This window comes from Neoasaia chiangmaiensis, from assembly GCF_002005465.1.
GTDB lineage: Bacteria > Pseudomonadota > Alphaproteobacteria > Acetobacterales > Acetobacteraceae > Neoasaia > Neoasaia chiangmaiensis.
The window spans coordinates 2,255,863-2,282,547 of sequence record NZ_CP014691.1 but is presented as its reverse complement, the minus strand read 5'-3'; the positions used below and the strand labels follow the sequence as shown (position 1 = coordinate 2,282,547).

31 protein-coding genes are annotated in these 26,685 nt (G+C 62.6%); 5 read left to right on the top strand and 26 right to left on the bottom strand.

Translation table 11 applies throughout. The annotated features are described in order from the left end of the window. Positions 1–28: 28 nt before the first annotated feature. From argB to rpmH, 6 genes are all read right to left on the bottom strand, one after another. A complete protein-coding gene (gene argB, locus A0U93_RS11055; protein WP_077807395.1) occupies positions 29–937 on the bottom strand; it encodes an acetylglutamate kinase in 909 nt (302 codons plus the stop codon). After that, entirely contained in the window at positions 934–1,623 is a 690-nt protein-coding gene (gene yihA, locus A0U93_RS11050; RefSeq protein ID WP_077807394.1) for a ribosome biogenesis GTP-binding protein YihA/YsxC, read from the bottom strand. Before yihA ends, argB begins: the two co-directional genes overlap by 4 nt. After that, a complete protein-coding gene (gene yidC / locus A0U93_RS11045; RefSeq protein WP_077807393.1) occupies positions 1,620–3,398 on the bottom strand; it encodes a membrane protein insertase YidC in 1,779 nt (592 codons plus the stop codon). Before yidC ends, yihA begins: the two co-directional genes overlap by 4 nt. A 169-nt stretch (positions 3,399–3,567) precedes the next feature. Then, a complete protein-coding gene (gene yidD / locus A0U93_RS11040) occupies positions 3,568–3,801 on the bottom strand; it encodes a membrane protein insertion efficiency factor YidD (protein WP_077807392.1) in 234 nt (77 codons plus the stop codon). After that, positions 3,798–4,145: a ribonuclease P protein component gene (gene rnpA, locus A0U93_RS11035; protein WP_077807391.1), complete on the bottom strand. Its 348-nt coding sequence runs from the start codon at positions 4,143–4,145 to the stop codon at positions 3,798–3,800. The genes yidD and rnpA overlap by 4 nt, the downstream gene beginning before the upstream one ends. A gap of 36 nt (positions 4,146–4,181) precedes the next feature. Continuing rightward, positions 4,182–4,316 carry a 50S ribosomal protein L34 gene (gene rpmH / locus A0U93_RS11030; protein ID WP_077807390.1) on the bottom strand — a complete coding sequence of 45 codons (135 nt, stop codon included), beginning with the start codon at positions 4,314–4,316 and terminating at the stop codon, positions 4,182–4,184. A gap of 147 nt (positions 4,317–4,463) precedes the next feature. Between rpmH and A0U93_RS11025 the strand changes: the two genes are divergently transcribed. After that, complete coding sequence (locus A0U93_RS11025; RefSeq protein ID WP_245824836.1) at positions 4,464–4,652, top strand: hypothetical protein; 189 nt, start codon at positions 4,464–4,466, stop codon at positions 4,650–4,652. 4 nt (positions 4,653–4,656) lie between these two features. On the opposite strand, the gene gloA is transcribed toward A0U93_RS11025, so the two are convergent. From gloA to rpoZ, 19 genes are all read right to left on the bottom strand, one after another. Beyond that, on the bottom strand, positions 4,657–5,052 hold the full coding sequence (gene gloA, locus A0U93_RS11020) for a lactoylglutathione lyase (RefSeq protein WP_077807388.1): 396 nt from the start codon (positions 5,050–5,052) through the stop codon (positions 4,657–4,659). Between the two features lie 2 nt (positions 5,053–5,054). Continuing rightward, positions 5,055–5,906: an LpxI family protein gene (locus tag A0U93_RS11015; protein ID WP_077807387.1), complete on the bottom strand. Its 852-nt coding sequence runs from the start codon at positions 5,904–5,906 to the stop codon at positions 5,055–5,057. Then, positions 5,903–6,763: an acyl-ACP--UDP-N-acetylglucosamine O-acyltransferase gene (lpxA, locus tag A0U93_RS11010; RefSeq protein ID WP_077807386.1), complete on the bottom strand. Its 861-nt coding sequence runs from the start codon at positions 6,761–6,763 to the stop codon at positions 5,903–5,905. Before lpxA ends, A0U93_RS11015 begins: the two co-directional genes overlap by 4 nt. 13 nt (positions 6,764–6,776) lie before the next feature. After that, positions 6,777–7,280: a 3-hydroxyacyl-ACP dehydratase FabZ gene (gene fabZ / locus A0U93_RS11005; protein WP_174807234.1), complete on the bottom strand. Its 504-nt coding sequence runs from the start codon at positions 7,278–7,280 to the stop codon at positions 6,777–6,779. Between the two features lie 144 nt (positions 7,281–7,424). Continuing rightward, positions 7,425–8,474, bottom strand: a complete 1,050-nt coding sequence (lpxD, locus tag A0U93_RS11000; RefSeq protein WP_077807385.1) for a UDP-3-O-(3-hydroxymyristoyl)glucosamine N-acyltransferase — start codon at positions 8,472–8,474, stop codon at positions 7,425–7,427. A gap of 7 nt (positions 8,475–8,481) precedes the next feature. Beyond that, a complete protein-coding gene (locus A0U93_RS10995; protein WP_077807384.1) occupies positions 8,482–9,384 on the bottom strand; it encodes an OmpH family outer membrane protein in 903 nt (300 codons plus the stop codon). 59 nt (positions 9,385–9,443) lie between these two features. Next, complete coding sequence (gene bamA, locus A0U93_RS10990; RefSeq protein ID WP_077807383.1) at positions 9,444–11,882, bottom strand: outer membrane protein assembly factor BamA; 2,439 nt, start codon at positions 11,880–11,882, stop codon at positions 9,444–9,446. Positions 11,883–12,064: 182 nt separating this feature from the next. Next, positions 12,065–13,174, bottom strand: coding sequence for an RIP metalloprotease RseP (rseP, locus tag A0U93_RS10985; protein ID WP_077807382.1), 1,110 nt, complete (start codon positions 13,172–13,174; stop codon positions 12,065–12,067). Further along, positions 13,167–14,372: a 1-deoxy-D-xylulose-5-phosphate reductoisomerase gene (gene dxr, locus A0U93_RS10980; protein ID WP_077807381.1), complete on the bottom strand. Its 1,206-nt coding sequence runs from the start codon at positions 14,370–14,372 to the stop codon at positions 13,167–13,169. The genes rseP and dxr overlap by 8 nt, the downstream gene beginning before the upstream one ends. 26 nt (positions 14,373–14,398) lie before the next feature. Beyond that, positions 14,399–15,265 (bottom strand): phosphatidate cytidylyltransferase, encoded by an 867-nt coding sequence (locus tag A0U93_RS10975; RefSeq protein ID WP_077808475.1) that lies wholly within the window; start codon positions 15,263–15,265, stop codon positions 14,399–14,401. A 9-nt stretch (positions 15,266–15,274) separates the two neighbouring features. Beyond that, entirely contained in the window at positions 15,275–16,033 is a 759-nt protein-coding gene (uppS, locus tag A0U93_RS10970) for a polyprenyl diphosphate synthase (RefSeq protein WP_077807380.1), read from the bottom strand. 8 nt (positions 16,034–16,041) lie between these two features. Further along, entirely contained in the window at positions 16,042–16,608 is a 567-nt protein-coding gene (gene frr, locus A0U93_RS10965; protein ID WP_077807379.1) for a ribosome recycling factor, read from the bottom strand. Positions 16,609–16,659: 51 nt separating this feature from the next. After that, positions 16,660–17,397, bottom strand: coding sequence for a UMP kinase (pyrH, locus tag A0U93_RS10960; protein WP_077807378.1), 738 nt, complete (start codon positions 17,395–17,397; stop codon positions 16,660–16,662). A 110-nt stretch (positions 17,398–17,507) separates the two neighbouring features. Next, positions 17,508–18,398 carry a GTPase Era gene (era, locus tag A0U93_RS10955; protein WP_077807377.1) on the bottom strand — a complete coding sequence of 297 codons (891 nt, stop codon included), beginning with the start codon at positions 18,396–18,398 and terminating at the stop codon, positions 17,508–17,510. After that, on the bottom strand, positions 18,395–19,147 hold the full coding sequence (gene rnc, locus A0U93_RS10950; RefSeq protein WP_077807376.1) for a ribonuclease III: 753 nt from the start codon (positions 19,145–19,147) through the stop codon (positions 18,395–18,397). The genes era and rnc overlap by 4 nt, the downstream gene beginning before the upstream one ends. Beyond that, a complete protein-coding gene (gene lepB, locus A0U93_RS10945; RefSeq protein ID WP_077807375.1) occupies positions 19,144–19,950 on the bottom strand; it encodes a signal peptidase I in 807 nt (268 codons plus the stop codon). The genes rnc and lepB overlap by 4 nt, the downstream gene beginning before the upstream one ends. A gap of 54 nt (positions 19,951–20,004) precedes the next feature. Continuing rightward, complete coding sequence (gene acpS, locus A0U93_RS10940; RefSeq protein ID WP_077807374.1) at positions 20,005–20,415, bottom strand: holo-ACP synthase; 411 nt, start codon at positions 20,413–20,415, stop codon at positions 20,005–20,007. Positions 20,416–20,422: 7 nt separating this feature from the next. After that, positions 20,423–22,693 carry a RelA/SpoT family protein gene (locus A0U93_RS10935; RefSeq protein ID WP_077807373.1) on the bottom strand — a complete coding sequence of 757 codons (2,271 nt, stop codon included), beginning with the start codon at positions 22,691–22,693 and terminating at the stop codon, positions 20,423–20,425. A 90-nt stretch (positions 22,694–22,783) separates the two neighbouring features. Continuing rightward, positions 22,784–23,161: a DNA-directed RNA polymerase subunit omega gene (gene rpoZ / locus A0U93_RS10930; protein WP_077807372.1), complete on the bottom strand. Its 378-nt coding sequence runs from the start codon at positions 23,159–23,161 to the stop codon at positions 22,784–22,786. A 226-nt stretch (positions 23,162–23,387) separates the two neighbouring features. Between rpoZ and A0U93_RS10925 the strand changes: the two genes are divergently transcribed. The 4 genes from A0U93_RS10925 to A0U93_RS10910 all read left to right on the top strand — a co-directional run bounded on the left by A0U93_RS10925 (position 23,388) and on the right by A0U93_RS10910 (position 26,234). Further along, complete coding sequence (locus A0U93_RS10925) at positions 23,388–23,987, top strand: LabA-like NYN domain-containing protein (protein WP_077807371.1); 600 nt, start codon at positions 23,388–23,390, stop codon at positions 23,985–23,987. Further along, a complete protein-coding gene (locus A0U93_RS10920) occupies positions 23,984–24,556 on the top strand; it encodes a uracil-DNA glycosylase family protein (RefSeq protein ID WP_077807370.1) in 573 nt (190 codons plus the stop codon). The genes A0U93_RS10925 and A0U93_RS10920 overlap by 4 nt, the downstream gene beginning before the upstream one ends. 63 nt (positions 24,557–24,619) lie before the next feature. Continuing rightward, on the top strand, positions 24,620–25,519 hold the full coding sequence (locus tag A0U93_RS10915; protein WP_077807369.1) for an NAD(P)-dependent oxidoreductase: 900 nt from the start codon (positions 24,620–24,622) through the stop codon (positions 25,517–25,519). A 106-nt stretch (positions 25,520–25,625) separates the two neighbouring features. Next, positions 25,626–26,234, top strand: a complete 609-nt coding sequence (locus tag A0U93_RS10910) for a superoxide dismutase (RefSeq protein ID WP_077807368.1) — start codon at positions 25,626–25,628, stop codon at positions 26,232–26,234. A gap of 32 nt (positions 26,235–26,266) precedes the next feature. On the opposite strand, the gene yajC is transcribed toward A0U93_RS10910, so the two are convergent. Further along, entirely contained in the window at positions 26,267–26,665 is a 399-nt protein-coding gene (yajC, locus tag A0U93_RS10905) for a preprotein translocase subunit YajC (protein WP_077807367.1), read from the bottom strand. Positions 26,666–26,685: the final 20 nt, after the last annotated feature.

The following is a 26,685-nucleotide window of genomic DNA, read 5'->3' as shown; positions in this document are numbered from 1 at the left end:
GTAACGGGGCGGCCCACATGGCGATTTCTCAGGTGCCGCGAATTAGTGTGCCCGAGCCGCTCTTCGTAAAGAGTTCGAGCAGGCAGGCATGCGGCACGCGACCATCCAGAATGACCGCCGCCTTGGCGCCTTCCCGCACGGCCTTGAGGCAGGTCTCCACCTTGGGGATCATGCCGCCCGTGATCTGACCGGCCTCGATCCGGCGCTGCGCGTCCTCGGCCGTGAGTTCAGGGATCAGCTTGCCGTTTTCGTCAAGAACACCCGGAACATCGGTCAACATCAGCAGGCGCGACGCATTCACCGCGCCTGAGATCGCACCGGCCGCCGTATCCGCATTGATGTTGAACGTCTCGCCCTGATCGCCCACGCCAACGGGCGCGATCACGGGTATCAGCCCCGATCCCAGCAGCGAATACAGTACGCGAGGATCGATCTTCGACGGTTCACCAACGAAACCCAGATCGAGCTCCCGTTCGATGAGGCTATCTTCATCGCGTACCGTGCGCGTCAGCTTGCGTGCACGGATCAGACCGCCGTCCTTGCCGGAAATGCCCACCGCCAGCGCACCGGCACGGTTAATCAGATCCGCAACCTGTTTATTGACGCTGCCGGAGAGCACCATTTCGATGATCTCGACCATCGCGGCATCCGTGACGCGCAGACCGTCGATAAAAGTGGAGCGAAGCTGCAACCGCTCCAGCATGGCACTGATCTGCGGCCCACCGCCATGCACGATGATCGGATTGACACCCACCAGCTTGAGCAGGGCGATATCATGCCCGAACGCGTTGGACAGGTGGTCCACGCCCATGGCGTGACCGCCGTACTTCACGACGATCGTATCGCCGGCATAGCGGCGCAGATAGGGCAAGGCGCTGGCCAGGATGGCAGCCTGCCGCTGTCCATCCTCACGAATATCCTGAGGCGTTTCGGTCATGACGGTTTCCCGGGCAACGATACGGTTTGTGTCGGTTTTTCAGCCAGACGCGCAATCTCGGCGCGCAGAAGATCGATGCCCATCCCGGTCTCGCTGCTTGTCAGCACGATATGCGGATAAGCCGCCGCATGCTTGCCGATTTCTGCCGCAACCTCCCGGCGTTTGCTTTCCAGCTTGCCGGGTTTCAACGAATCGCATTTCGTCAGCACGATCTGGAACAGCACCGCGGCGCGATCGAGCAGGTCCATGACATCGCGATCGGATTTCTTGAGTTCGATCCGCGCATCGAACAGCAACAGCACGCGCGACAGTGTCGTGCGGCCACGCAGATAGGCGAACATCGTGTTCTGCCAGTCTTCCTTGACCGCCTTGGCGGCCTTGGCAAAGCCATATCCCGGCATGTCGACCAGCGTTACCCGCTCGCCAAGGTCGAAGAAATTCAGCTGCTTGGTGCGGCCCGGCTCGGAGGAAGCGCGCGCCAGCCGGTTACGGCCGGTCAGCGCATTGATCAGGCTGGATTTCCCGACATTCGACCGGCCTGCGAACGCGATTTCCGGGCGCTCGGCAGGCGGCAACTGGTCGATCGTCTGCGATCCGAAGAAGAACTGGCAGTCTGCTGCGAACAGCAGGCGACCCGCCTCGATCTCCTCCTCCGTGAATACTGTCGGATCAGGCGCATCGGTCACGGCTTGCGCACCACCTTCTTGCCACCCTGTGCCGGCACCGCGGCATTGGCGCGGCGCTGGATCAGGCTCTGCTGCGCGAAGGTCAGCAGGTTGTTCCACGTATAGTAAATGACGATACCGGCCGACAGGCGCCCCATGAAGAAGACGTAGATGATCGGCATGAACTGCATCATGCGCTGCTGCGCCGGGTCCATCGAAACACTGGTCTGGCGCTGCATCAGGAAGATGGTCAGGCCGAACAGGATCGGCCAGATGCCGATATGCAGCATCGGCGAAATCGCCGTGACATCGAAGGGGATCAGCCCGAACAACGTGAAGATATTGGTCGGATCGGCAGCGGAAAGATCGTGAATCCAGCCATAGAACGGCGCATGCCGCATCTCGATGGTGATGTTCAGCACCTTATACAGGCAGAACGCCACCGGCGCCTGAATCAGAAGCGGCAGACAGCCACCGGCGGGGTTGACCCCCTCTTCCTTGTAGAGCGCCATGATCTGCTGCTGCGCGACCATCGGCTCGTCCTTGTGCCGTTCGCGGATGGACTGGATGCGCGGCGTCAGCGTCCGCATCTTCGCCATGGACGCGAAGGACTTCGTCGCCAGCGGATAAAGGATGAGCTTGATGATCAGCGTCAACGCCAGCAGCGCAAGGCCGAAATTGCCCAGATGGCTGAACAGCCAGTGCAGCACATGGAACATCGGCCGCGTCAGAAACGCAAACCACCCGAAGTCCACGGCCTTGTAGAAATAAGGAATGTGCAAGGCGTCAGTATACTGGTCGAGGAGATTGACCTCCTTCGCGCCGGCGAAAATGCGGCTCGACGTCGCCACCGTCGCACCCGCGCCAACCGGAAGCGGCGCCTGCGACGTGAAATCGACGCGATAAGCCCCCGCGCCACTGTTCGGCACGTAGCTGTAATGCACGGCAACCGGCGCCGCCTGATCGGGCACGATGGCCGTCAGCCAGTATTTGTCGGTGATACCGCCCCAGCCACCGTTACCCGCCGCTGCCCACGCCTGATAGCCGGGCTGCGTCGCGCCCTTGCGCATGTTCTTGTAGGAATCCTCGTTCAGGCGACCGTTCATGACGGACAACGGTCCTTCATGCACGATGAAGCCGCCCGTCTCCTCCGGCTTGTAGTCCCGCTCGACGCGCTGATACGGCACGAGGGAAACGGCCTGTCCGCCCTTGTTCTCCACCTTCTGGGCGATATCGAACAGATAGCGACGATCGACCGTCATCGTGATCGAGAACAGCAGACCCTGACCGTTATCCCAGCGCAACGTCACCGGATGATCGGGCGAGAGCGCCTTGTCGTCAGTCGTCCAGTCCGTGCTGGCGTCCGGCACGCGGGCGGACGATCCCGGCGCATTCTGCCATCCGATCTCCACGAAGCTCGGCTGCGGCCCATCGGCTTTCTCCAGCAACCGCACCAGCGGGCTGTCCTTGGCCAGGGTCTCGCCATAATGCGTCAACACGAGATCATCGAAGCGCGCGCCCCGCAGGTCGAGCGAGCCGGTGACGTCCGGTCCCTCGATCGGCAGACGAACCGCCGCGGCCGCCGGTGCGGCATCCGCGGTGTTGGCCGGCGGCGTGCTGGCGCCGGGGGTCGGCGCGGGGCCGTTATGCTCATCCTGCTTGGGCGGGGTTCCGCTCGTCTGCGTCTTCGACTGATTCTCGACCGTCTGCTGCGAATGCTGCGGCACGAAGTAATCGAAGCCGATCAGGATCAGGGCGGAGATCACAGTGGCTGTGATGATGCGCTTGATGTCCATCAGCCGAATGCCGGCCTTTCTTCTTGGAACGCGACGGTCTGACGATCCGCCACGATAGGATGAGGATGGGAAGGACGCGTCAGCACGACATCCCGAGGATTACGCGTCAGTTGGCCGAATTTCGCGTGCAAAACAATAGGCACGGGGGAATAAATAGGCCGCCCGGCCATCAGCGGTCCGGCACCGGATCATGACCGCCACGCGAAAACGGATGACAGCGGAGAAGACGCCGCATGGCCAGCCAGCCACCACGTATCGCGCCACGCCGGATAATCGCCTCATGCGCATAGGCGCTGCATGTCGGCGTGAACCGGCAGTTCGTCCCCAGTTGCGGGCTGATCGCATATTGGTAGAAGCGCAGAAGGGCCAGCAAACAGGCGGCCAACGGACTGCGGCGCGTCATGACGAGAGGGCGCCGCCCTTTCGCATGGCATGGCGCAGATCGTTGACCACATCCGAGAAGCGGCGCTTGCGTGTCGCATCGCGCCCGATCAGAACCAGATCGACGGCCCCGACGGCCTCTTCGCGCGCAACCTGCCGCAACGCTTCCCGAAGGATGCGCCGCGTCCTGTTACGGACCACGGCATTGCCGACTTTTTTTGTGACGGTAAAACCCGCGCGCGCCGCGACGGCATCGTCCTGTGCCAGAACCTGCAAAACCAGGCCCGGCATCGCAACCTTCCGGCCACGACCCGCGACACGCAGGAACTGCGGTCGCGTTTTCAGTTTTCGAGGTTGCTCGGGCATCGACAGTCGCCTTTCAACCTCGAACGGTCTTTTCGATCAGGCAGAGAGCTTGACGCGGCCCTTGGAACGACGATTCGCCAACACGCGACGGCCACCGACCGTGCCGCTGCGGGCGCGGAAGCCGTGACGGCGCTTGCGAACGATCTTGGACGGTTGATAAGTGCGCTTCATGTTATCGATCCCTATACGGCTGACGCGCGGCGTGCGCCGCACAAGAACGGGCGCCTTGAGACGCCGTTATCTAAAGCGCGGGCTTTTACGGGCCGCAGGCGAGACTGTCAACAAACCTGACGATACCGAATCGGTGGAGAAATGTTCGTGAGCGACCAGCAACCCGCTTCAGACGATCCGAGCATGCGGCACGACGTCCGCAACATGCTGGCCACAGCCCTTCTGGCGGCAGACCTGTTGAGCGCGCATGCCGATCCGGCAGTGCGACGACAGGCCGAAACCATCATCGCCGCCATCGAATCGGCAACAGCCCGCCTGAAAGGTCAGCGAAAGTAGCGGCTCAGTGCGTGCCGCGCTGAATGAATTCGATCTTGTAGCCGTCCGGATCCTCAACGAACGCGATCACGGTGGTCCCGAACTTCACCGGCCCCGCCTCGCGCGTTACCTTGCCGCCGGCCTCGCGCACCTTGTCCACCGCTGCGGCGACATCGTCGAAGCCGACCGCGAAATGACCGAAACCATTGCCCAGATCGTAGACGTCTTCCTGATCCCAGTTGTAGGTCAGCTCGATTTCGGCCTGACCATGCGCGTTGTCGTCAAAACCCATATAAACCAGCGTGTAACGACCGTCCGGCACTTCGCGGCGACGAATTTCGCGCATGCCGAGAACCTTGTAAAACGCCACACTGCGTTCGAGATCGCGCACGCGAACCATCGTATGCAGATAGGAAGCCATCGTCATTCTCCTTGCAGGCCCGCACGCATCATGTCCGGGCCAATACCGTAAAGAAACAACCCCAGCGCGTTGGCGCGCGCCACACAGGCTTCGGGGTCGGTCAATAATGTCGCACCCGCTTCGAACGCGACGCCGCGCAGACCGGTTGCAGCGGCGTTGTCCAGCGTGCTCGGGCCGATAGTCGGCATATCGGCGCGGCGTTCCTGTCCGGGTTTGAGCGTCTTGACCAGCACGCCACCCGGCCCAGGCTGCTTCAGCGCCGTGCACCGCGACAGCATGGCATCCGTGCCTTCCAGCGCCTCGACGGCCAGCACCAGATTATCCTGCACGACGCAGCCCTGACCGACGTCCAGCGCGCCAAGCGCACGGATAACCCTAATTCCCCGCGCGATATCCTGCCGTGCCTGATCGTCCGGCGCGATTTGCCCCAACGCGCCGACCTGTCCCGTCGAGCGAGTCAGGAACTCATGCGCCCCGCGGATGCGAAAACCTTCCTCGCCAAGTACGCGCACCAGAGCACCCAGCAATCCATCGTCGCCGGAAAAAAGGGCACGACCGATACGCGCCATGATGCGCGCGCCCTCGGCGTCGGGACGCAGATCGCGCAATGCCGGACGTTTGACGGGACCGATCAGGACAATATCGCGACATCCCGCTGTCCGCAGCGCCGTCAGCAATTCGCCTGCCGCCGCCAGACGCACGACCCGATGCGGCCAGTGCGCGATTCGCGCCACGTCGACAAAATCCTGGAATCCGACAATGAAAACGCTGCCACCCGTCGCTTCGATGGCTTCGGCAACCTGCGCGGGCAGCGGACCGCCCCCGGCAAGAATTCCGATGGGCGCTGCGCTCACGCGCCCTCCGACTCAAGAACATTGCTCGACGGTCGCGCACCGCGCACGAGGCCACGCCGGCTAGGCGCTTCCATAAACGCAACGATCTCCTGCACACGCGCAACCTCGGCGAAATCGCGCTTCACTTCCGTCAGACGCGCATCGAGAACGCCTTCACCGCCACCCTGCCGGGGATAAAGGATGCGGAACGCCCGGCGCATCGCATGGATTTCCGATGGATCGACGCCCTGTCGGCGCAACCATATCCAGTGCAGCCCCACCAGCCGTGCCCGGTTACCCAGCACGCTGCCATAAGGGATGACGTCGGACTCGACACCGCAGACACCGCCGACGAGCGCGCCGCGTCCGATACGGACGAACTGGTGCAGCGCTGCCGCACCCATGATGCGCGCGCCATCACCGATCTCGACATGACCACCCATTACCACGTTGTTGACGATGATGACGCCGTCGCCGATCGTGCAGTCATGCGCTACATGCGCATTGGCCATGATGAGGCAATGCGCGCCGACCTTCGTCAGCCCATGGCCCTGTGCCGTGCCGCGATGGATCGTGACATTCTCGCGGATGACGGTTCGCGCACCGATATCGCAGCGCGTCGGCTCACCGGCATATTTCAGATCCTGCGGCGCAAGGCCGATCGTCACAAAGGGATAGACCTCCACGCCGTCGGCGAGACGCGTATGGCCGTCCACGATGACATTGGCATGCAGTCGCACGCCTTCGCCGATCGAGACATCGGGGCCGATATGACACCACGGGCCAATCGTCGTGCCCGGCCCGATCTGCGCCTGCGGATCGACGATGGCGCTGGGGTGGATCGAAACGGCGGCGGTTTCTGGCAGAACCTGCTTCACGAATGACGTCCGATCAGCCCATAATCATGGCGCTGAACGTCGCTTCCGCGACCGCAACGCCATCGACTTTCGCAACACCCTTGAACCGCCACACATTGGCGCGCGCCCGTTCCTTCTCGACATGGATGCGCAGCTGGTCTCCCGGCCCGACAGGACGACGGAATTTCGCGCTTTCGATCGTCATGAAATAGACAAGCTTGCCCTCGAAGGCATCGCCCAGCGTCAGCACGACCAGTGTGGCCGCCGTCTGCGCCATCGCCTCGACGATCAGCACGCCGGGCATGACAGGCTGTGCCGGAAAATGCCCGGTGAAGAACGGTTCGTTGATCGTCACATTCTTCAGGCCGACGGCGGACTGACCCAGTTCGATATCGACCATACGGTCGATCATCAGGAACGGGTAGCGATGCGGAATCGCCGACATGATCCGCATGATGTCGATGGAATCGATCGTGACCGGCGTCGTCTGCGTTGTGTTCGGCGCCTTGGCCTCCGTCTTTTCCGCCGCTGAGTCCATTGTCGCATTCACTCCTGTAACAGCGCCACCGAGCATTCAGATCCGCGCCGTATTGATGACATCAGTCTTTCATGACGCCACCGCGCCAAGCCGCTTCCCTTAGCAAAGGACGAAAGTCCTTGCCACCGTCCCGACGCAACGCTTTCAGCTATCGTCCTTTTCCGGCCGTTTCGCCATTTTTCGTAAAAAAGCGACGTTCCGGAAGAATTCACGAAACGGCATGGCCGGACTGCCGATCACATCCGCGCCCGCATCGACATCCGACATCACGCCGCATTGCGCGCCGATCCGCGCCTTGTCGCCGATTTTGATATGGCCGATCAACCCGGCCTGCGCGGCGATGGTGACGAAGTCGCCCAGTTCCGTCGATCCGGAGATGCCCGCCTGCGACACCACAATACAGCAACGTCCCAACTGGGCATTATGACCGATCTGCACGAGATTATCGATCCGCGTGCCCGCGCCGATCACCGTATCGCGCATCGACCCGCGATCGATCGTGGCGTTGGCGCCGATTTCGACGTCATCACCAATCACCACACGACCAAGCTGTGGCACGGTCTCGAACCCTGCCGGACCGACCGCGAACCCGAACCCGTCCTGCCCCAGCCGGACACCGGGGTAGAGTGCCACCCGATCGCCAATCAGGCTATGGGACACGCTCGCATGCGAACCGATGCGGCAACGCGCACCGATCGATACGCCGTCGCCGATCGCGACGTGACTACCAATAGCGGTTCCGGCGCCGATCGTGACGCGATCGCCAATCACGGCCAGCGGACCAATTTCCGCATCCGGCGCGATAACGGCGTTTTCCGCGATGATCGCACTTGGATGGATGCCCGGTCTGGCCGGCGCAACGGGGTGGAACAGGGCAGCGACGCGCGCCCAGGCGAGGTAGGGCGTTTTCGCGACCAGCCCGACACAGCCGGGCGGCAGCTTATCCTGGAACGCCGACCCGAGGATGACGGCACCCGCCCTGGTTTCGGCCAACAGCGGCAGATAACGCCGGTTGTCCAAGAAACTCACCTCTTCCGCCGTAGCGGATTGCAGCGGCGCAACACCCTTCAGGGGACGAAGGGCATCCCCATTGCCGACGATTTCGGCATCTGCCGCCTCCGCCAGCGCCTGAACCGAAAACGGCCCCAGACGCTGAAAGAAGCGCGGATCGCCAGGAAGTGAGTCGCGGCTCATGAATGGATCACTGATGCTGACGCAGGACCGACTGGGGTACGCTGGCCGACTGTGCCGGCGCGCTGGCTGCCGGCTGCTGGTTGGCGCGATCCTCATCTGCCGTCGTCGGCATCTTGCCTGATTTCGCCAGCACCTCCGGGTCCACATCTTCCGCCGGAATGAAGACATGCGGCAGAATCTTGTTCAGCTGCGCCGCCGTCTCGTCCGTAATGTCCTGCCCCGGAACATGGAGCGCCACCTGCTCGCTATGCATGACGAGGTTCATGCCATGCGCGGCGGCAACCTGGCGAACCAGACGAATCAACTCACGCTCGATCTGGTTGAGCGAAACATTCGCCGCTTCCTGAATAATGCGCGCACGATTCGAGAAGTCACGTTGGGCACGGTTCCGACGCTCCTGAAGGTGCCGCTCGCGCAGCTGCACCTGTTCGGACGTCAGCGTGCGCGCATCGTTCTGCAGCTTCTGCTGCTCATCGCGCCAGCCGGCCTGTTCCCGCTGCGCGGCAGCGGCCAGCTTGTCACGCCGTGCGCCGAGAATACGCTGCGCCTCTTCCGCGGCCGTGGACATGCGCATCACCGTCGGGATGCTGATCACGCCGATCACGGCAGTCGGCGGGGCCACTTCCTTCGGCAGATCGGGCGAATCGGGAATCGGCGGTGCTGGCAGAACGGGCGGCGTCTCAGGCTGCTGCGGCTGCTCCTCGCCCTCGTCGGGTGCCGTCGCCTGCGGAACCGCCCGGCGCACGACACGCGGCGCCGGTGCCGCAGGCGGCTGCGCCGTCTTGGGCACGAACCAGCCACCATTACCTGACTGCGCGTGCGCCGTTTCGGCGGAGACGATCCCCGAAATATTGACTGAGGCAAGGAGAAGAGCAGTGGCCGCGACGCGCGAGCCGAAAGACAGGGACATCGAAACCTCTAAGCAATAATGGGCGCGACATGAGAAACCGATGCCGCGCCGTCATACATTCAGAATTGTTGGCCGAAACCGAAGCGGATCGGATAGAGACGATCGTTGCGCGACTTGTGGATCGGCACGGCAGCATCGATGTTGACGAGGCCAAACGGACTCTTCCACGAGATACCAAAACCCGTCGAGACACGCGGCGTGAGCGAATCACCGGAAATCGGCGTGTAAAGCGCACCATCCTTGGCCGCATTCGTCAGGCGACCATGCGGCAGACGCAGACCGGCCAGACCACCGGCATCGACAAAGTAACGCCCGGAGATGCCGACATCATCCCCCATCGGCAGCGGGAAATTCAGCTGCGCGGAAGCCGTATAGATGAATTTGCCACCGAGCAGATCTTCCTGGCCTTCGGCCGGCTGCGCATTCGGATACTTGCCATAGTGCGCCGAACGCGGCCCGGCGCCACCCTGGAGGAAGCCGCGCAGGTTCTGGCCGCCGAGATAGAAGTTATCGATGATGTTGACGTTGCCATCGCCCCAGTCGGTCATATAGCCGGCACCACCCTTGAATTGCATCGTCCAGTCGTGGCTGCCGGTGATGGCATCGAGCGGCAGATAGTAATTGCCATCAATCTTGGCGCGGACATACTTGGTGTTGCCACCAAGCCCCGCGAAATCGCCCGCAACCTGCAGCATGTAGCCTTTACGCGGATTCATGCGGTTGTCGCGACGGTCGTAGCTCAACGTCGTGCTGAGCTGGGACAGAAGCGACCAGCCGGCGGACTGCTGCACGTAGATCGACGGCACATATTCGTAACCGTAAAGCGATGCATCGGACGGGCTATAGAAGTTGCCGACATCACGATCGATCAGCGAATAGCTCCAGGACTGCGACAGGTAATTGTTGTACGAATAGCCCAGACGCAGTGTGCCACCGTAACGGCCTTCCTTATAGCTCTGGTATGTCTGGTAGTTGTTCTGAATGCCGTAAATATCGATGCCCGCAACCAGGTTGCGGTTGAGGAAATACGGATCGGAGACCGACAGGTCGACCTGCTTCTCGTAATACGCAACCGTGCCCGAAATACCGGCATCGATGCCTGTGCCCAGCAGGTTGTGCTGCTTGACCGACGCGTTACCCAGAATGCCGACGTCCGTCGAATAACCACCGCCCAACGAGAATTCGCCCGTCGGCTTCTCGACGACGTTGGCCGAGACGTTCACCCGGTCAGGCGCGGAACCCTGCGTCTGGTCGATCGACACCGTGCTGAAGTAGCCGAGGTCCTGAAGAACCGCCTTGGAATATTTCCGGTCGAACGGGGTGTACGGGTCGCCTTCCGCCATGGGCAGTTGGCGACGGATCACCTTGTCCTGCGTAATCGTGTTGCCATTGATGTCAACGCGCTCGACATAAACACGCGGACCTTCCGTCACGTCGAACAACAGATCGACGATATGCTTCTCCGGATTGCGCGCGATTTCGGAACGCACCATCGCGAAGGGATGACCCGTCGCCTGCAGGCGTTCCTGCATGCCGGTCGCGTTGTTCTGAATGGCGGTGCCGTCATACCACTGATGCGGGAACAGCGTGATGTATTGCCGCAGCTCGGGCGGCTCGACATGCCGAAGGCTGGAGCGCACATCCATCTTGCCGATCCGGTAGCGCGCACCTTCCGACAGCGTGAACGTGACATAGAACGACTTGCGATCGGGCGAGAGCTCGCCCGTCGCGTTAATCATGTGAAAATCGACGAAGCCGTTATGCAGGTAGAAACGACGCAGCAGTTCGGCATCGTATTTGATGCGCTCGGGATTGTATTCGTCGGACGACGAGAAGAACCGATACCATTCGGTCTCCTTCGACGAGATCACCTGCGCCAGACGGGCTTCGCTGAATGCATGGTTGCCGACGAAAACGATCTTGTTGATCAGCGTCTGTTGCGCCTCGTTGATCTTGAAGATCACATCGACACGGTTATGCGACAGCTTGACGATCTGCGGCGTGACCGTCGCACCGAATCGCGCCTTGGACGCATAGAGATTCAACAGCTTCTGCCGGTCCGCAGCCGTTGCCTGCGCCGAGAACACGGCGCGCGGACGCAGGGCGATCTCCTTGCGAAGGTCCTCGTCCTTGACCGCGTGATTGCCCTCGAAAGCAATGCGGTTGACGATCGGATTCTCCACCAGGTCGACCACCAGCGTATTGCCGTCGCGGCGCAACGTGACATCCTTGAACAGACCCGTCGCGTAAAGCGTCTTCAACGAGCGGTCGAGGTTGTCCTGGTTGAAATTGTCGCCCGGCTGCACAACCATATAGGACAGGACCGTACTGGTCTCGATACGGCTGTTGCCGTTGATCGAGATCGCCTCGATCACACTCCCGTTGGCGGGACGCTGCTTATGCGCCGAAGGCGTATTGGCATGATGATGGCGCCCGCGCGCGGCCCCTTGCGCATCAGCCTTCGCGGCAATGACCGGCAGAAGGCAGACGGAGGCCATTAGAACGAAACGTTTACCTGACAAGACGGGCGTTCCTCACTTCATCGACTTCGGCGTGAAAGACCTGACATACCGATCGTATCGGCAGGGCACGCCGGTCTCAAGGCACGCGCGTCCAACGCGGAGGTATCCGACTTTCCACGGATCGCGCAAGCACCCTGAACCATATGAAATGCAACAGATTACCCGGGACGCTTCGAGAGCCAGTTGAACAGCCCGAGATTGCTCAGGTCATTGAAGGTCGAAAACAGGAAAAGTCCGGCGATCAACGCGAAGCCGGCCTGAAAACTGATCTCCTGAACCCGACGCGATACAGGGCGGCCCTGAATGGCTTCCGCCGCGTAGAACGCCAGCCTTCCCCCATCGAGAATCGGGATCGGAAACAGGTTGATCAAACCAAGATTGACGGACAGCAGCGCCATGAAGGACACGACACTGGCGAAGCCGTACTGCGCGACCTGACCGGACATCTGGGCGATACGAATCGTCCCGCCCAGTTCCCGGGCGCTCCGGTGTCCGGTGACGATCTGCCAAAGCCCTTGCAGCGTCTCGACGGAAACGGTCCAGGTCTCCTCGACGCCCGCCACGAACGCTTTCGGCACCGGCATCGGCTTGCCCGGAAAGGCCTGCGCCATGACGCCCAGATGGCCGACCGGCGCGCTTCCCGGGGACTTGCCCGGCGTCGTGGCGAATGTGACCGGCAGGGTCAGATCCGCGCCGTTCCGACGAATTCCGAGCGTGGTGGCGAGCCCTGGATGGCTGGCGGTCTGCGCCTGCACATCGGCGTAATTGAAGACGGCCAGATCACCGATCCGGGTGATGACGTCACCCGGCTTCACACCCGCCTGCGCGGCAGGGCTGCCAGCCTCGACGGCGGCAATCTCGTTCTTCAGTTCCGGTCGGCCCGACAGGGCGAAGAACAGGGTGAAGAGCAATATTGCGAAAACAAAATTGAACACCGGGCCCATCGCGATCACGATGACGCGGGAGCCGACCGGCTTGTCGTGAAACGTCCGGCCTGCCTCCCAGGCGGCCTGCTGTTCCGGAGTCGCATCCTCCGGCCCCTCGAAGCCATGCGGCTTGACGTATCCCCCCAGCGGGATCGCACTGAGACGCCATTCCGTCCCGACACGATCATGCCAGCGATACAGTGCGGGGCCGAACCCGATCGAGAACGTCTCGACCTTCACGCCGCGCCAGCGGGCGGCGAGGTAATGACCAAGTTCATGCACGAAAACAAGAAGTCCCAGGATCAGGACATAGGCGATGATCGTGCGGATGAGATCATGCATGGACCAGGAAGGCTCCCTCGACGGTATTGCGTTGCGGGCGTTGCACGAAAGCCTCCGCCTCACGCCGCCCTTCGGCGTCCCAATGCAGAACGGCATCAAGATCATCGACGGTCGGCGCACCGAGCTTTTCCATTGCATAGGCAATGACATCGCCGATAGCGGTGAAACCGATGCGCCGCGTCAGGAACGCCTCGACAGCGATCTCATTGGCCGCAGAGAAAACAGTGGGGGCGGCACCGCCGGCACGCAAGGCTTCGCGCGCCAGACGCAGCGCCGGGAAACGCACTTCATCAGGCGCCTCGAAGTCCAGCCGGGACAGTGCCACCAGGTCCAGACGCGGCGCGGATGTGCTCATGCGCTCCGGCCAGGCCAGCGTATTGGCGATCGGCACGCGCATGTCCGGTGCGCCAAGCTGGGCGATCAGGCTGCCGTCGCGAAACTGCACCATGCCATGCACGGCGGATTGCGGATGCACCAGCACGTCGATCTGCGGTTCGGCAAGGCCGAAGATCCGTGCCGCCTCGATGACTTCCAGCCCCTTATTGGCCATCGACGCGGAATCGATCGTGATTTTCGCGCCCATGGTCCAGGTCGGGTGCTTCAGCGCCACTTCCGGCGTCGCCGCGCGCATGACGTCCAGCGGCGCACACCGGAACGGCCCACCGGATGCCGTCAGCACGATCTTCTCGACGCTGTCGATCGGCGCGCCGGCCAGACTCTGGAAAATGGCATTATGCTCGGAATCAACCGGTAGAAGCGTGGCGCCCGCTTCCTTCACCACGCGCAACATGACATCGCCGGCGCAGACCAGCGCTTCCTTGTTCGCCAGCGCGATGGCGCCGCCGTTACGCGTGGAGGCCAGCGTCGGCTCCAGCCCCGCCGCGCCCGTGATGGCGGCCATCGTCCAGTCCGCCGGCAGGGACGCAGCTTCCAGAACCGCCGCACGACCGCTGCCGCAACGAATGCCGGTACCTTTCAGCAGATCCCTGAGCGCCTCGCCCTGCGCCTCGTCATTGATGACGGCAAATTCGGCGCGCAGGGCCTTGGCCTGCTCGGCCAGAACCGTGACATTGCGGCCACCGACCAGCGCCCGTGTCCGGAAACGGTCCGGATTGGCCAGCAGCAGGTCGATCGTCGAACCGCCGATGCTACCGGTGCTGCCGAGAATGCTGACGCTGCGCGGCTGGGTCGAAACCATGAGAGGGATACTCCTGCTTGATCCGTTCAGGATGCGGGAAACAAGCCGACCGGCACGCTGAACAACGCATGCGCCAGATCGGCGGCTGTCGCAGACCAGAACGGACGTCCCGAGACAGCGAGGGAGAACAGAGCGGCCAGCGGCGCCGCGGCCAGCAGGCCATCGAACCGATCCAGCAGGCCACCGTGACCGGGAATGATACGGCCGGAATCCTTGACGCCCAGCCGACGCTTGGCCGCGCTTTCCGTCAGGTCGCCGCATTGCGACGCCACGCCCAGCAACGCGCCGAAAACCAGACCGCCTGCCCATGTGCCCGGCGCGGAGACCGCCGCGACCATCGCCCCGACCACCGCCGCCCCGGCCAGTCCGCCCAGAGCGCCCGAGCGGGTCTTGCCGGGCGAAATGCGGGGCGCGAGCTTCGGTCCGCCGAACAGGCGACCCGCAACATAGGCGAACGTGTCGCTGGCGATCACGACAAGAATGACGAACAGGATGGACACGGTTCCGTAGGACGGCAGATGCCGCAGCCAAAGCAGCGAAAGGCCGCCAAGGATCGCCACCCACAATACGGCCCAGCTGGCCGCGCCGAAGATGAAGCCCGCGAACATGACACCGATTGCCGCGCCCCATTGGTCGCGCAGGGCGGCGATCATCGCGACCGCCGGCCAGGCAAGCAGCAGGAGGCCGCGCCAGTTCCCCGCCCGCACCTGCCAGGACTGGCCAAGCATGGTCGCACCTTCATGCACCATGCCGACGGTTGCAAGCGCCACCATGATGTCGAAAGCAGCACCGCCGACCACGATACAGGCCAGTGCGACCGGCACGATTACGGCAGCCGAGATCAGCCGTGCGCGCAAGTCGTGCCAGTTGGTCTTGGAAACGGACGAAGCCATCGTATGCAATCAGCCCGTCCGACCGCCAAAACGTCGCTCGCGCCCGGCAAAGTCGGTCATGAGCGTTGCGAAATGCGTCTCGTCGAAATCGGGCCAGAGCACGTCGAGAAAGGCCAGCTCGGCATAGGCGCACTGCCAGAGCAGGAAGTTCGACAGCCGACATTCACCGCTCGTGCGAACAACGAGGTCCGGATCCGGCATGCCGTCCGTCTGAAGATAGCGCGACAGGTCGGCCTCATCGGCCGATGCGAGATCGACCTCGCCCCTCGCGCCAGCCTCGGCCATGCGTCGTGCGGCCTGCACGATATCCGCACGACCGCCATAGGACAGCGCGAGCACCAGCGTCAGGCGCGTATTATGTCGCGTCAGCCCCTCCGCACGCGTCATCTCCTCCCGCAAGCCCGGCTCGAATCGGTCCATGTCCCCGATCATGCGCAGCCGCACACCCTGTGCATGCAGTTCGGCCACCCTGTGCCGCAGATAGAACCGCAGCAGGGTCGTCAGATCGTAGACTTCCTGCGGCGTGCGTCGCCAGTTTTCGGAGGAGAACGCATAAAGCGTCAGATACTGGACGCCGTGTTCGATGGCCGCATGAATACAACGGCGCACAGACTCCGCCCCGGCGCGGTGACCCGCGAGAACCGGCAAACTCCGGGCGCGCGCCCACCGCCCGTTGCCGTCCATGATGAACGCGACATGCTGCGGCGTCTGGCCGGTCGTGGGCGACGGGATGTCGCGGCGGGGTTGGGATTGCCGATGCGCCGACATGGCGACTGTCAGACCTGCCGGATCTCGCGATCCTTGTCGGTAAGGATTTCATCGACGCGCTTCACATACTGGTCGGTCAGCTTCTGAATGCTTTCCGTCCAGGTCTTCATGTCGTCCTGGCTGATCTCGCTTTTCTTTTCCAGCGTCTTGGACTGGTCCATGCCGTCGCGTCGCACGCCGCGCACCGCGATCTTCGCGTTCTCGGCATAGCGCGCCGCCGCACGCGCGAGCTCGTTGCGGCGCTCTTCCGTCAGTTGCGGAATCGGCACGCGCACGGTCTGGCCATCAGCCGCCGGGTTGAGACCCAGCCCGGCATCACGAATTGCACGCTCGACGGCGCCAACCACACTGCGATCCCAGACGGAAACCGTCAGCATGCGCGCTTCCGGAACCGCGATGGATCCCACCTGGCTCAGCGGCACTTCACTGCCGTAAGCTTCGACGCGAACCGGCTCCAGCAGGTTCGGGCTGGCGCGACCGGAGCGCAACCCCGACAGGTCGCGGCGCAGGCTTTCCAGCGCACCGTCCATACGGCGCGTCAAGTCTTCCATCAGGGCATTCAGATCGGCGGACATTGCCGGCTCTCCTTGCATTCATCGACGCCCTGAAGGGGCGTCGTTTCCATGTTACTTCGTTTCGATGATCTTGGTGAATCGGCCTTCGCCACGCAGAACCTTCGGGAACGCGCCGGCCGAATGGATATCGAACACCACGATCGGCAGCGCATTCTCACGCGCCAGCGAGATCGCCGCCGCGTCCATCACGTTCAGCTGCCGTGCCAGCACATCCTGATAGGACAGGCTGTCATATCGCTGCGCATCCGGATGACGGCGCGGATCGGCGGAATAGACCCCATCCACCTGCGTTCCCTTGAACAGAACATCGCATTCCATCTCATTGGCCCGGAGCGCGGCTGCCGTATCGGTCGTGAAGAACGGATTGCCCGTGCCGGCCGCGAAGATCACGACCCGCCCCTTTTCCATGTGCCGCACGGCGCGGCGGCGGATATAGGGCTCGGCGATGGCGGACATCTGGATCGCCGACATCACGCGCGTGTCGATTCCGGCGCGTTCCAGCGCATTCTGCATCATCAGGGCATTGATGACGGTTGCCAGCATGCCGGCATAGTCGCCCTGCGTCCGGTCCATACCCTTGGCCGCCGCCGCGACACCCCGGAAGATGTTGCCGCCGCCGATCACCAGGCAGACCTGCACCCCTGAACGGGACACGGCCGCGATATCGTCGGCGATCATTTCGACCATGCCCGGCTCGATGCCGAAACTGCCCTGCCCCATCAGGGCTTCGCCCGACACCTTGAGCAGGACCCGGCGGTATTGTGAATTTGCTATGGTCGTATCGGTCATCGGCCCCTATCGTCTCATCAGGCAGGATCGGTCGGCGCACCGCGCCCGTTGCCGGGCGGAACGTCCAAGCGCCTGTCTTACAGACGCGACCCCGACCTCACAAGCGCGGTTTAGGCGTCATCCAGGCCGATCGCACGCAATCGCGCCCGCTCTTCGTCCCATCCGGCCCGTTCGCGCACGTTCAGGAACAGATGGCAGGGCCGTTCGAGCAGCCGCGAAAGGTCCAGCCGCGCCTTCTCGCCGATGCCGCGAATCTTGCGACCGCCCTCGCCGATCAGAATGGCCTTATGGCCCGGACGCGACACATAGATGGTCGCATCGATCCGGACGGAGCCGTCGTCGCGCTCCTTGAAGCTCTCGGTCTCGACCGTGGCCTGATAGGGAATTTCCTCATGCGTCTGCAGAAAAATCTGTTCGCGCACGAGTTCCGCCGCCAGAAGCCTGTCCGGCAGGTCGGTCAGATCGTCTTCCGGATAAAGATAAGGCCCTTCCGGCAGCGCCTCGGCCAGCCGGTCCACCAGATCCGTCACGCCATCGCCGGTGCGCGCGCTCAACATGAACACGTGCTCGGCATTGACCATGCCGGAAATTTCCTTGGTCAGCGGCAGAAGCTGCGCCGCGCTCACCAGATCCGTCTTGTTCAGGACCAGCCAGACCCGGCGCTTCTGCTTGGCCAATGCCTCCACGACCGCGCGCACGTCCTCGCGCAGGCCGGCCTTCGCGTCCACCAGCAGCAGTGTGACGTCCGCATCCTGCGCGCCGGTCCAGGCCGCCGCGACCATCGCACGGTCGAGCTTGCGGCGCGGCTTGAAGATGCCGGGCGTGTCCACCAGCAGGATCTGCGTCGCGCCACGCATCAGCACACCCAGCACGCGGAAGCGGGTCGTCTGTGCCTTGGGGCTGACGATGGAAAGTTTGGCGCCGGTCATCCGGTTCAGCAGGGTGGATTTGCCCGCATTCGGCGCGCCCACCAGCGCCACGAAACCGCAGCGAGTTGTCATGTCTTCTCCTTCGGCGTCCGGACGGAACGCCGGTTCAATTTCGCGAGCAGGTCCGCCGCGGCGGCGCTCTCCGCCAGCCGCTTGCTGCCCGCCACGCCTTCCCCACGCTGATTCAGCGCCGTCACCGCCACGGTGAAGCGCGGCGCATGCGATGGGCCTTCCATCGAAAGAGTCTCATACACCGGAAGAATGGCATTCTTGCCCAGCGCCCATTCCTGCAAGGCCGTCTTGGGATCCTTGGGCGGGTCGATCTGCCCGGTCATCAGATCGTGCCAGTATCTGCGCACGAAACCACGCGCCGGCCCCAGACCGGCATCGAGATAGAGCGCGCCCAGCACGGCTTCCAGTGCGTCGGCCAGAACATTGGCCAACTGACGGATGCCGGCCTGTTCCTCATGCGTCGCGATACGAAGCGCCACCGGCAGCCCGATCGTTTCCGCAATACCCGCCAGCGCGGTGCGCGAGACCAGATGCGCATGGCGCGGCCCAAGTCCCCCTTCCGGCTCGTTCGGGAAATATTCGAGCAGCCATTCGGCCATCAACAGGCCCAGCACACGATCGCCGACGAACTCAAGCCGTTCGTTCGATTCCGTATCGCGCGCCACGATCGTCCTGGCCCGCCCCCGCCGCGGATGACGACCGGCAACCGCGGAGCGATGCGTCAGTGCCTGCTCGAGGAGTTCCAGCCGTTTGAAGCGGTGTGCAAGTGTCTCCTGAAGCTGGTCGATCGGCGTGCGAATGGCTGTCATCGAACGGCCGACAGCAATCGGGACCAGCGGATCTCGAACGGCCATTCCCAGATCTGCCAGACGGGATAACGCTCATCCAGCGAGAGGAAGACGAACTGCGCCTTGCCTACGAGATTCTGCATGGGGACGTAGCCCAGATCCTCAGGATCGTCGCCCTGGAAGCGGCTGTCAGCGCTATCGTCCCGGTCGTCCCCCATGGCAAAGAACGTGCCCGCCGGCACGACGTATTCGGGCGTGTCGTTCTGCTGCCCGTCATCGGTCAGCTTGAGGATCTGGTGGGCGACGGGACCACGGCCGGCGCTGCCGGGCAGCGTCTCCACGTAGCGCGTGCCGGCCAGACGCGTCCGATTTTCATCATAGGCCGCATAGTCGCCAAGCGAACGGCGAGGCACCAGTTGACCGTTCAGATAAAGTTCCCCGCCACGCACCTGGATACGGTCACCCGGCAGTCCGACGATCCGCTTGATGTAATCGACCGAATTGTCCTTCGTGAAACGAAACACGGCCACGTCACCGCGATGCGGCGTGCTGCCGAACACGCGCCCCGGAAACAGGTTCAGCCCGAACGGCAGGGAGAAGCGGGAATAGCCGTAGCTATACTTCGTCACCGCCACGTAATCGCCAACCTGAAGCGTCGGGATCATCGAGCCCGACGGGATGTTGAAGGGCTCAACAATAAAGGAGCGCACACCGACGATGATGATCAACCAGACGATGATGAAACGGAACATCTCCGCCGGCGTCTCGCGGCGCGTTTCCTTTTGGGCGTCGGTCGACTGCCCGGACGATTGATTCTGGCTCATGGCATCGGTTCATAGCGCAAGGAACGACTGTTTGGCGATGGGCCAAAACGAAGCTTAGCCATCGCTCGGCAATATCTGAATGATGACATGCGCCAGCGCATAAGGCGTCTCGTCGGTCATACTGAGTTGAATGTCCGCCGAACGGCCCGGCGGAAGCAGGCGCTGCAACGCCGCCAGCGCGCCACCGGCCAGTTCCACGGTCGGCGCGCCACCGGGCTTGTTGCGAACCCGGATGTCCTGAAGAAAGACCCCCTGGGAGAAGCCGGTCCCCAATGCTTTCGCACAGGCCTCCTTGGCGGCCCAACGCTTGGCGTAGGTGCCGATGCGCGCGTCGCCGGTGCGTCGCTCCGCATGCGCGCGCTCCGTGGCTGTGTAAACACGCTCCAGGAAACGCGCGCCGAAACGCGCCACCATGCGTTCGACCCGGCGCATATCGCACAGATCCGATCCGATACCGACGATCATGCCGCCATCAGCCTTTCGCCCGCTCGACCTGCATGATGCCCTGCGCCGCCCGCAATCCGGCGATCATCGCGGAAAGATGCCGCGCATCCCGAACCTCGAGATCGACCAGGATCTCCATGAAATCGAGCTGGCGATGCACGATCTTCAGATTGATCACCGCGCCATGATGCTTGGAGGCGGTGTTGGTCAGCGTCGCCAGCACAACCGGCTCGTTCACCGCCACGACACTGATCCGGCCGACATGGGGCGCACTGCCGCGGCTATGGGCCACGGCCTCGTCATCCCAGTCCACATCCAGAAAACGCTCCGGACTGGCGGCGAAAGCCCCGAGGTTATGACAGTCGCGCGTGTGGATCGTCACGCCCTTGCTCTGCGCGATGATCCCCACGATCGGATCGCCCGGCAATGGATGGCAACATCCCGCGAAATGCGTGGCGATGCCCGATCCGATTCCCGTGACGACGGCACTGTGACCACCGCTGCGCGCCGTCGCCTGACCGGTGCCGATCCGTGGCGACAATCCCGGCACCATGCGTGGGGCGCGTGTCGTCTGGCGCAACTCCGGATAGGCCGTGTTGACGACATCGCGCGGGCCGATCTGCCCATTGCCGACCGCGACATAGACATCTTCGACCGTGGATTGCCGCAAATCCTTGAGAAGGGATTCGAGCACCTTCTCGCTGCCATCCACACCCTCCTGGCGGAAAGCCTTCGCCAGAGCGGCACGCCCGTTATCGATATGGACCTGGCGCTGCTGCAACGCGACATGGCGGCGGATACGGGCACGCGCCTTGCCGGTGACGACGAATCGTTCCCAGGACGCCGATGGCGTACCGCCGCGCGCGGTCATGATCTCGACCTGATCGCCGTTCTGCAACTCGTGCCGCAGCGGCATCAGCCGGCCGTTGATCTTCGCGCCGACGCAGGCATCGCCGACCTGGCTATGCACGGCATAGGCGAAATCGACCGGTGTCGCCCCACGCGGCAGCGAAATCAGCTGACCCTTCGGCGTGAAACAGAAAACCTGGTCCTGATAGAGTTCGAGCTTGGTGTTTTCGAGGAATTCATCCGGCGCGCCCGAGTCCTCGAGAATCTCCAGCAGGTCCTGCACCCAGCGCAGCTTGTGCAGGCCAAGGGCCACCACCTCGGTATCCACCGCGACCGCACGCTCCTTGTAGGCCCAGTGCGATGCCACGCCGTTCTCGGCAAGATCGTGCATCTCCGGCGTGCGGATCTGCACCTCGATCTTCTGGTTGCGTGGATGCCGAAGCGTAACGCCCGTATGCAGGCTTTGATACCCGTTGCTTTTCGGCGTCGAGATATAGTCCTTGAAGCGCCCGGCGATCATCGGATACGCGCCATGGATCGCGCCCAACGCCACGTAGCAGGAATCCCGCGTCGGCACGAGCAGACGGAACGCCATGATATCCGAGAGTTGCTCGAACGCGACATTGCGCTTCTGCATCTTCTCCCAGATCGAGAAAGGCGATTTCTCGCGACCCGTCACCTCGATGCCCGGCAGCCCGGCTTCCGCGCATAGCTGGGAGAGTTCCTTGCGGATCTGCTCGATGATATCGGCGCCATGTCCGCGAAGGTAGTTGAGCCGCGCGCGGATCGTCGCATCCGCTTCGGGTTCCAGTTGCGCGAAAGACAGGTTCTGCAGTTCGGTCTTGACCCGGTCCATGCCGATCCGCTCGGCCAGCGGCGCATAGATATCCATGGTTTCGCGCGCGATACGCTGACGGCGATCCGTCCGCTGCACGTAATGCAGGGTCCGCATGTTATGCAGACGATCCGCCAGCTTGACGATCAGCACGCGAATGTCGCGCGACATCGCCAGAACCAGCTTGCGGAAATTTTCAGCCTGTTTCGTTCGGTCGGACTGAAGCTCCAGGCGGGTCAGTTTCGTGACGCCGTCCACCAGGCTCGCAATGTCTTCACCGAAATCGGCCTTGAGCGTGGCGAATGTAACGCCTGTGTCCTCTACCGTATCATGCAGAAGCCCCACGGCGATGGAGGCTGCATCCATGCGAAATCCGGCCAGGATGTTCGCGACGGCGATCGGATGCGTGATATACGGGTCGCCATTGTCCCGTGCCTGACTGCGATGCGCCTCTTCCGCCACGGCATAGGCGTAACGAATCAGTTCGAGATCGGCCTCCGGCGCATAGGCCGCCACGCGGCGGAGAAGATTGCCGATGGAAGGCGCAGCGGCGTCTTTTGCTCCCGTCGTCTCGACTACGGAAGCATTCGGCTTCTGGGAGAGGATTTCCGACATATCACGACTCCCCTAGACCGTGGCAGGCACGGCGCCTTGCCTGACCTGCCGTCGGAAACCCGATGTCGGATCGGCGAATCCGGCCTCGCCTCAGCGGTGATTCGCCATGGCGCTGATTTCTTCCTGCGACATCGTCTCCGCCATGTGGGCGTTTTCTTCCTCGGACGAGATGTCCTGCAGGCCGAAGATGTTCTGGTCCGTCGGGATCAGGTCCATCACTTCCTCATCGACCGGCTCCGGCTCCGGCGCACGGGCCAATGAGCGCACGATGCCTTCGCGCAGATTGTCCAGACCAACCGTTTCCTCGGCAATCTCGCGCAGTGCCACAACCGGATTCTTGTCGTTGTCACGGCTCAGCGTCATCTCCTCGCCACGCGACAGGCCCCGCGCGCGCTGCGCCGCCAGCAGCACGAGTTCGAAGCGGTTCGGAACCTTTTCAATGCAATCTTCGACGGTAACGCGCGCCATGACGACCGACTCCCAGACAAACGGTAAATTGGATAAGAGGTGAGCAGTAACATGCGGGTCCGGCAATCGCAAACCAAATCCGCATTTCAAAAGAACGTCTTGTGAACGACTGTTTTGCGTTATGGTAGGTGCGCTGTCGAAGGGGCCAAGGCAACTTTCGTGGCCAATAATGATTGATCAGGCAGCCGGATGCCCGGCGCGGATTTTAAGAAAGAGATTATTCTTCATGCTTCATCGCGATGAACGTACAGCGATTTTCATTGATGGTTCCAGCCTTTACTACGCTTCCCGCACACTTGGTTTCGATGTCGATTACCGCAGTCTGCTGACATATTTCCAGAAACATTGCCGCCTGCTGCGCGCCTTCTATTACGCCGCGCTTCCGGAGACGGACGACTATTCCCCCCTCAAGCCCCTGACCGACTGGCTGGCCTATAACGGCTACCGCCTGGTCACCAAAAACGCGCGGGAGTTTACGGATTATTCAGGACGTCGACGTATGAAGGGCAACATGGATGTCGAACTGACCGTCGATTTGCTCGAACAGGCCGAACGTATCGATCACGCCGTGATCTTCAGCGGCGATGCCGATCTGCGCCGCGCCGTCGAAGCCGTGCAACGGCGGGGCGTAAGGGTGACGGCAATATCGTCCCTCCGCGCGTCGCCGCCCCTGATCGGCGACGATCTTCGCCGTCAGGTCGATCAGTTCGTCGAACTGGGAGACATCGCCAGTCATTTCAGACGGCAGACACAGGAAACACGCCCCAAGGCCGGGCCGGTCCGACATCCGGCGGATATCTCCATCGACGAATCGAGTACCAGTTGACCTTCAAGCCCCCAGCTTCTGCTCCCGCCTTCGATACGTTCGATCATGTCGCCACCATCGACGTGGCGACACCGCCGACCGAGGCCATGTTCGTCATGGTCGGCCCCTGTGCACCGGCGCGACTGCGCCGTCTGCACGCGTTACTGGAAAACAACGGCTTTCTGGTCGGGCATGACGCCGATGTTCGTCAGGGAGAGGAAAACCGGGTCGCCATCAGGACGCGGTTTCTCGTTATTGGTGGAGAAAACGCGTCGCCCTGTGCATTACCTTCGGTCACGCAAGCGATGACCAGCGCCGCCATCATCGCACAAGCCTTCCGCACCATCCCCTACCTGAGGGTGGCAGTTGCATTGGGGGTAGCTGCCCACACCGCCGTCGTCGAGGCCTGCGGCGTGCCCCGTCACCGCATTCCCTTCCGGCCCGATACATTGACCTGCCTGCCCGATGGCCTGCTGCTCGCCGATACGACACATCCGGCCGTTCAGCGCCCGTCCGCCCTGTTACCCCTGCTTGCACGTATCGCCAATGCGCTTGAGTCCACCGGCGACAATCCTAAGCTGATGTCATGATCGCAACTCCTTGATCGTCAAGGCGTGTAGGTCACGACATTTGCGACGATCGGAACAACAATCATGGGTAACGCGGCAGTGAACACATCCGTCAGGACAATCGGCTTCATCGGCTACGGCGCCATGGCCATTCGCATGGGCGCCAACCTCCGCAAGGCCGGATACCGGATCATCGCCTTCGTTCCCTCCGGCAAGACCGACGAGGATCAGACGACCCTTCTCCCGACGCCGAAGGCCGTCGCCGAACAGGCCGATCTGATAATCGTCTGCGTGCCCAACGATGCCGCGCTTGCCAGATCCGCCGACGGTAAGGAGGGCATCTTCGCCGGTGCGCGCCCCGGCATGCTGGTCCTCAACACCAGCACAGTCTCCCCGGAAGCCACCGACGCCCTTCAGAAGGCCGGAAAGGAACACGATGTCCGGGTGCTCGACGCGCCGATGTCCGGCAGCACGCCGGAGGCGGAAAAGGGCGAACTCGTGATGCTCGTCGGTGGCGAGGCCGCCGACGTCGACGCCGCACGACCGGTTCTGGAAGCCATCAGCAAGGCGATTGTCCATGCCGGCCCCAGCGGGGCTGGCACGAAGCTCAAACTGGTTGTCAACGGCATCATGGGCGCGACGCTCAACATCGTGTCAGAAGGCGTGATCTATGGACTCTGCGCGGGCCTGGATCGCGATACCCTTTATGACGCGCTCGCTCAGGTGGCGGTAATTTCCCCGCACCACAAACGCAAGCTTCTGGCCGCACAGAAAGGTGCTTTCCCGCCACAGTTCCCGACGCGCCTGATGTCCAAGGACATGGGCCTGCTGATCGATACGGGCCGCGACGTCGGGGCGTTCATGCCCGGCATGGCCGTCGCTGCCCAGGCCCTGGCTCTGGCGAACCGTCGCCATGCCAATGACGATTACGGGTCGCTGATCGGCGCAATGGAGCATAGCATCGTGCCGCATCAGGATTCGTGATCGCGGCGAAACCTTGACGGGCGTCTCCGGCGCTCATAGCTGCGATAGAGCAAAGCGCGGGCAACCCCGTCCCGTGCTGTCACGCTGACAGAAATGGAGAGGCGCCATGGCCTTCGAACTGCCTTCCCTTCCCTACCAGACCAACGCCCTTGCCGCGGCCGGCATGTGCCAGGAAACGCTGGAACTGCACCACGGCAAGCACCATCAGGCCTATGTCACGGCCCTGAACGGCTTCGTCGAAAGCAAGCCCGAACTTCAGGGCAAGAGCCTGGAAGAAATCATCCTCGCCGTGAAGGGCGATGCCGCGCAGGCACCCGTTTTCAACAATGCCGGCCAGCATTGGAACCACATCCTCTTCTGGAAGAACCTGTCTCCGACAGGCGGCAAGCTGCCGGGCAAGCTGGCCGAGAAGATCGATGCCGATTTCGGTGGCCTCGATGCCTTCAAGACGGCCTTCAAGCAGGCTGCCACCACGCAGTTCGGCTCCGGCTGGGCCTGGCTGGTGCTTGATCCCAGCGGCAAGCTGGTCGTGACCAAGACGCCGAACGGCTCCAACCCGCTGGCGGAAGGCCAGGGCAAGGTACTGCTCGGTCTGGACGTGTGGGAACACGCCTATTATCTCGATTTCCGCAATCGCCGTCCGGATTACATCACGAACTATCTGGACAAGCTGGCGAATTACGAATTCGCCGAGGCGGAATTGCAGTCCGCCTGAAAGAAAGGGCCGGACGTCTTGTCCGGCCTTTTTTATTTCTTCGCTTTAGCCAGATCGTTCGCAGGCTTCGCACTGCTCGACAGAACCACGGTCACCGCATCGCGCACGCACTGAACGCGGATGCCCGGCGCAATCTCGATCTCGATCTCCTTCGCACCGTCACGCGTCGCCTGCACCACGCCGATGATGCCGCCAGATGTCTGCACGCGGTCGCCACGACGCAGACCCGCCAGTTGCGCGCGCAGTTCGCGCTGCTTCGCCTGCTGCGGCCGGATCAGCAGGAAATAGAAAACGACGAACACCAGGATCATCGGAAGGAAGGAGATGATGCCGCTATTGGCGAGCATGATGAGAATTCCGTTTAATGTGAGAAACGCCGGAGCAGGCACCGGCTTGCCGGGAACAAGCCGGGACCATAGTTTCTGCGCCATTCACGTCAAGCTGTCGCCTG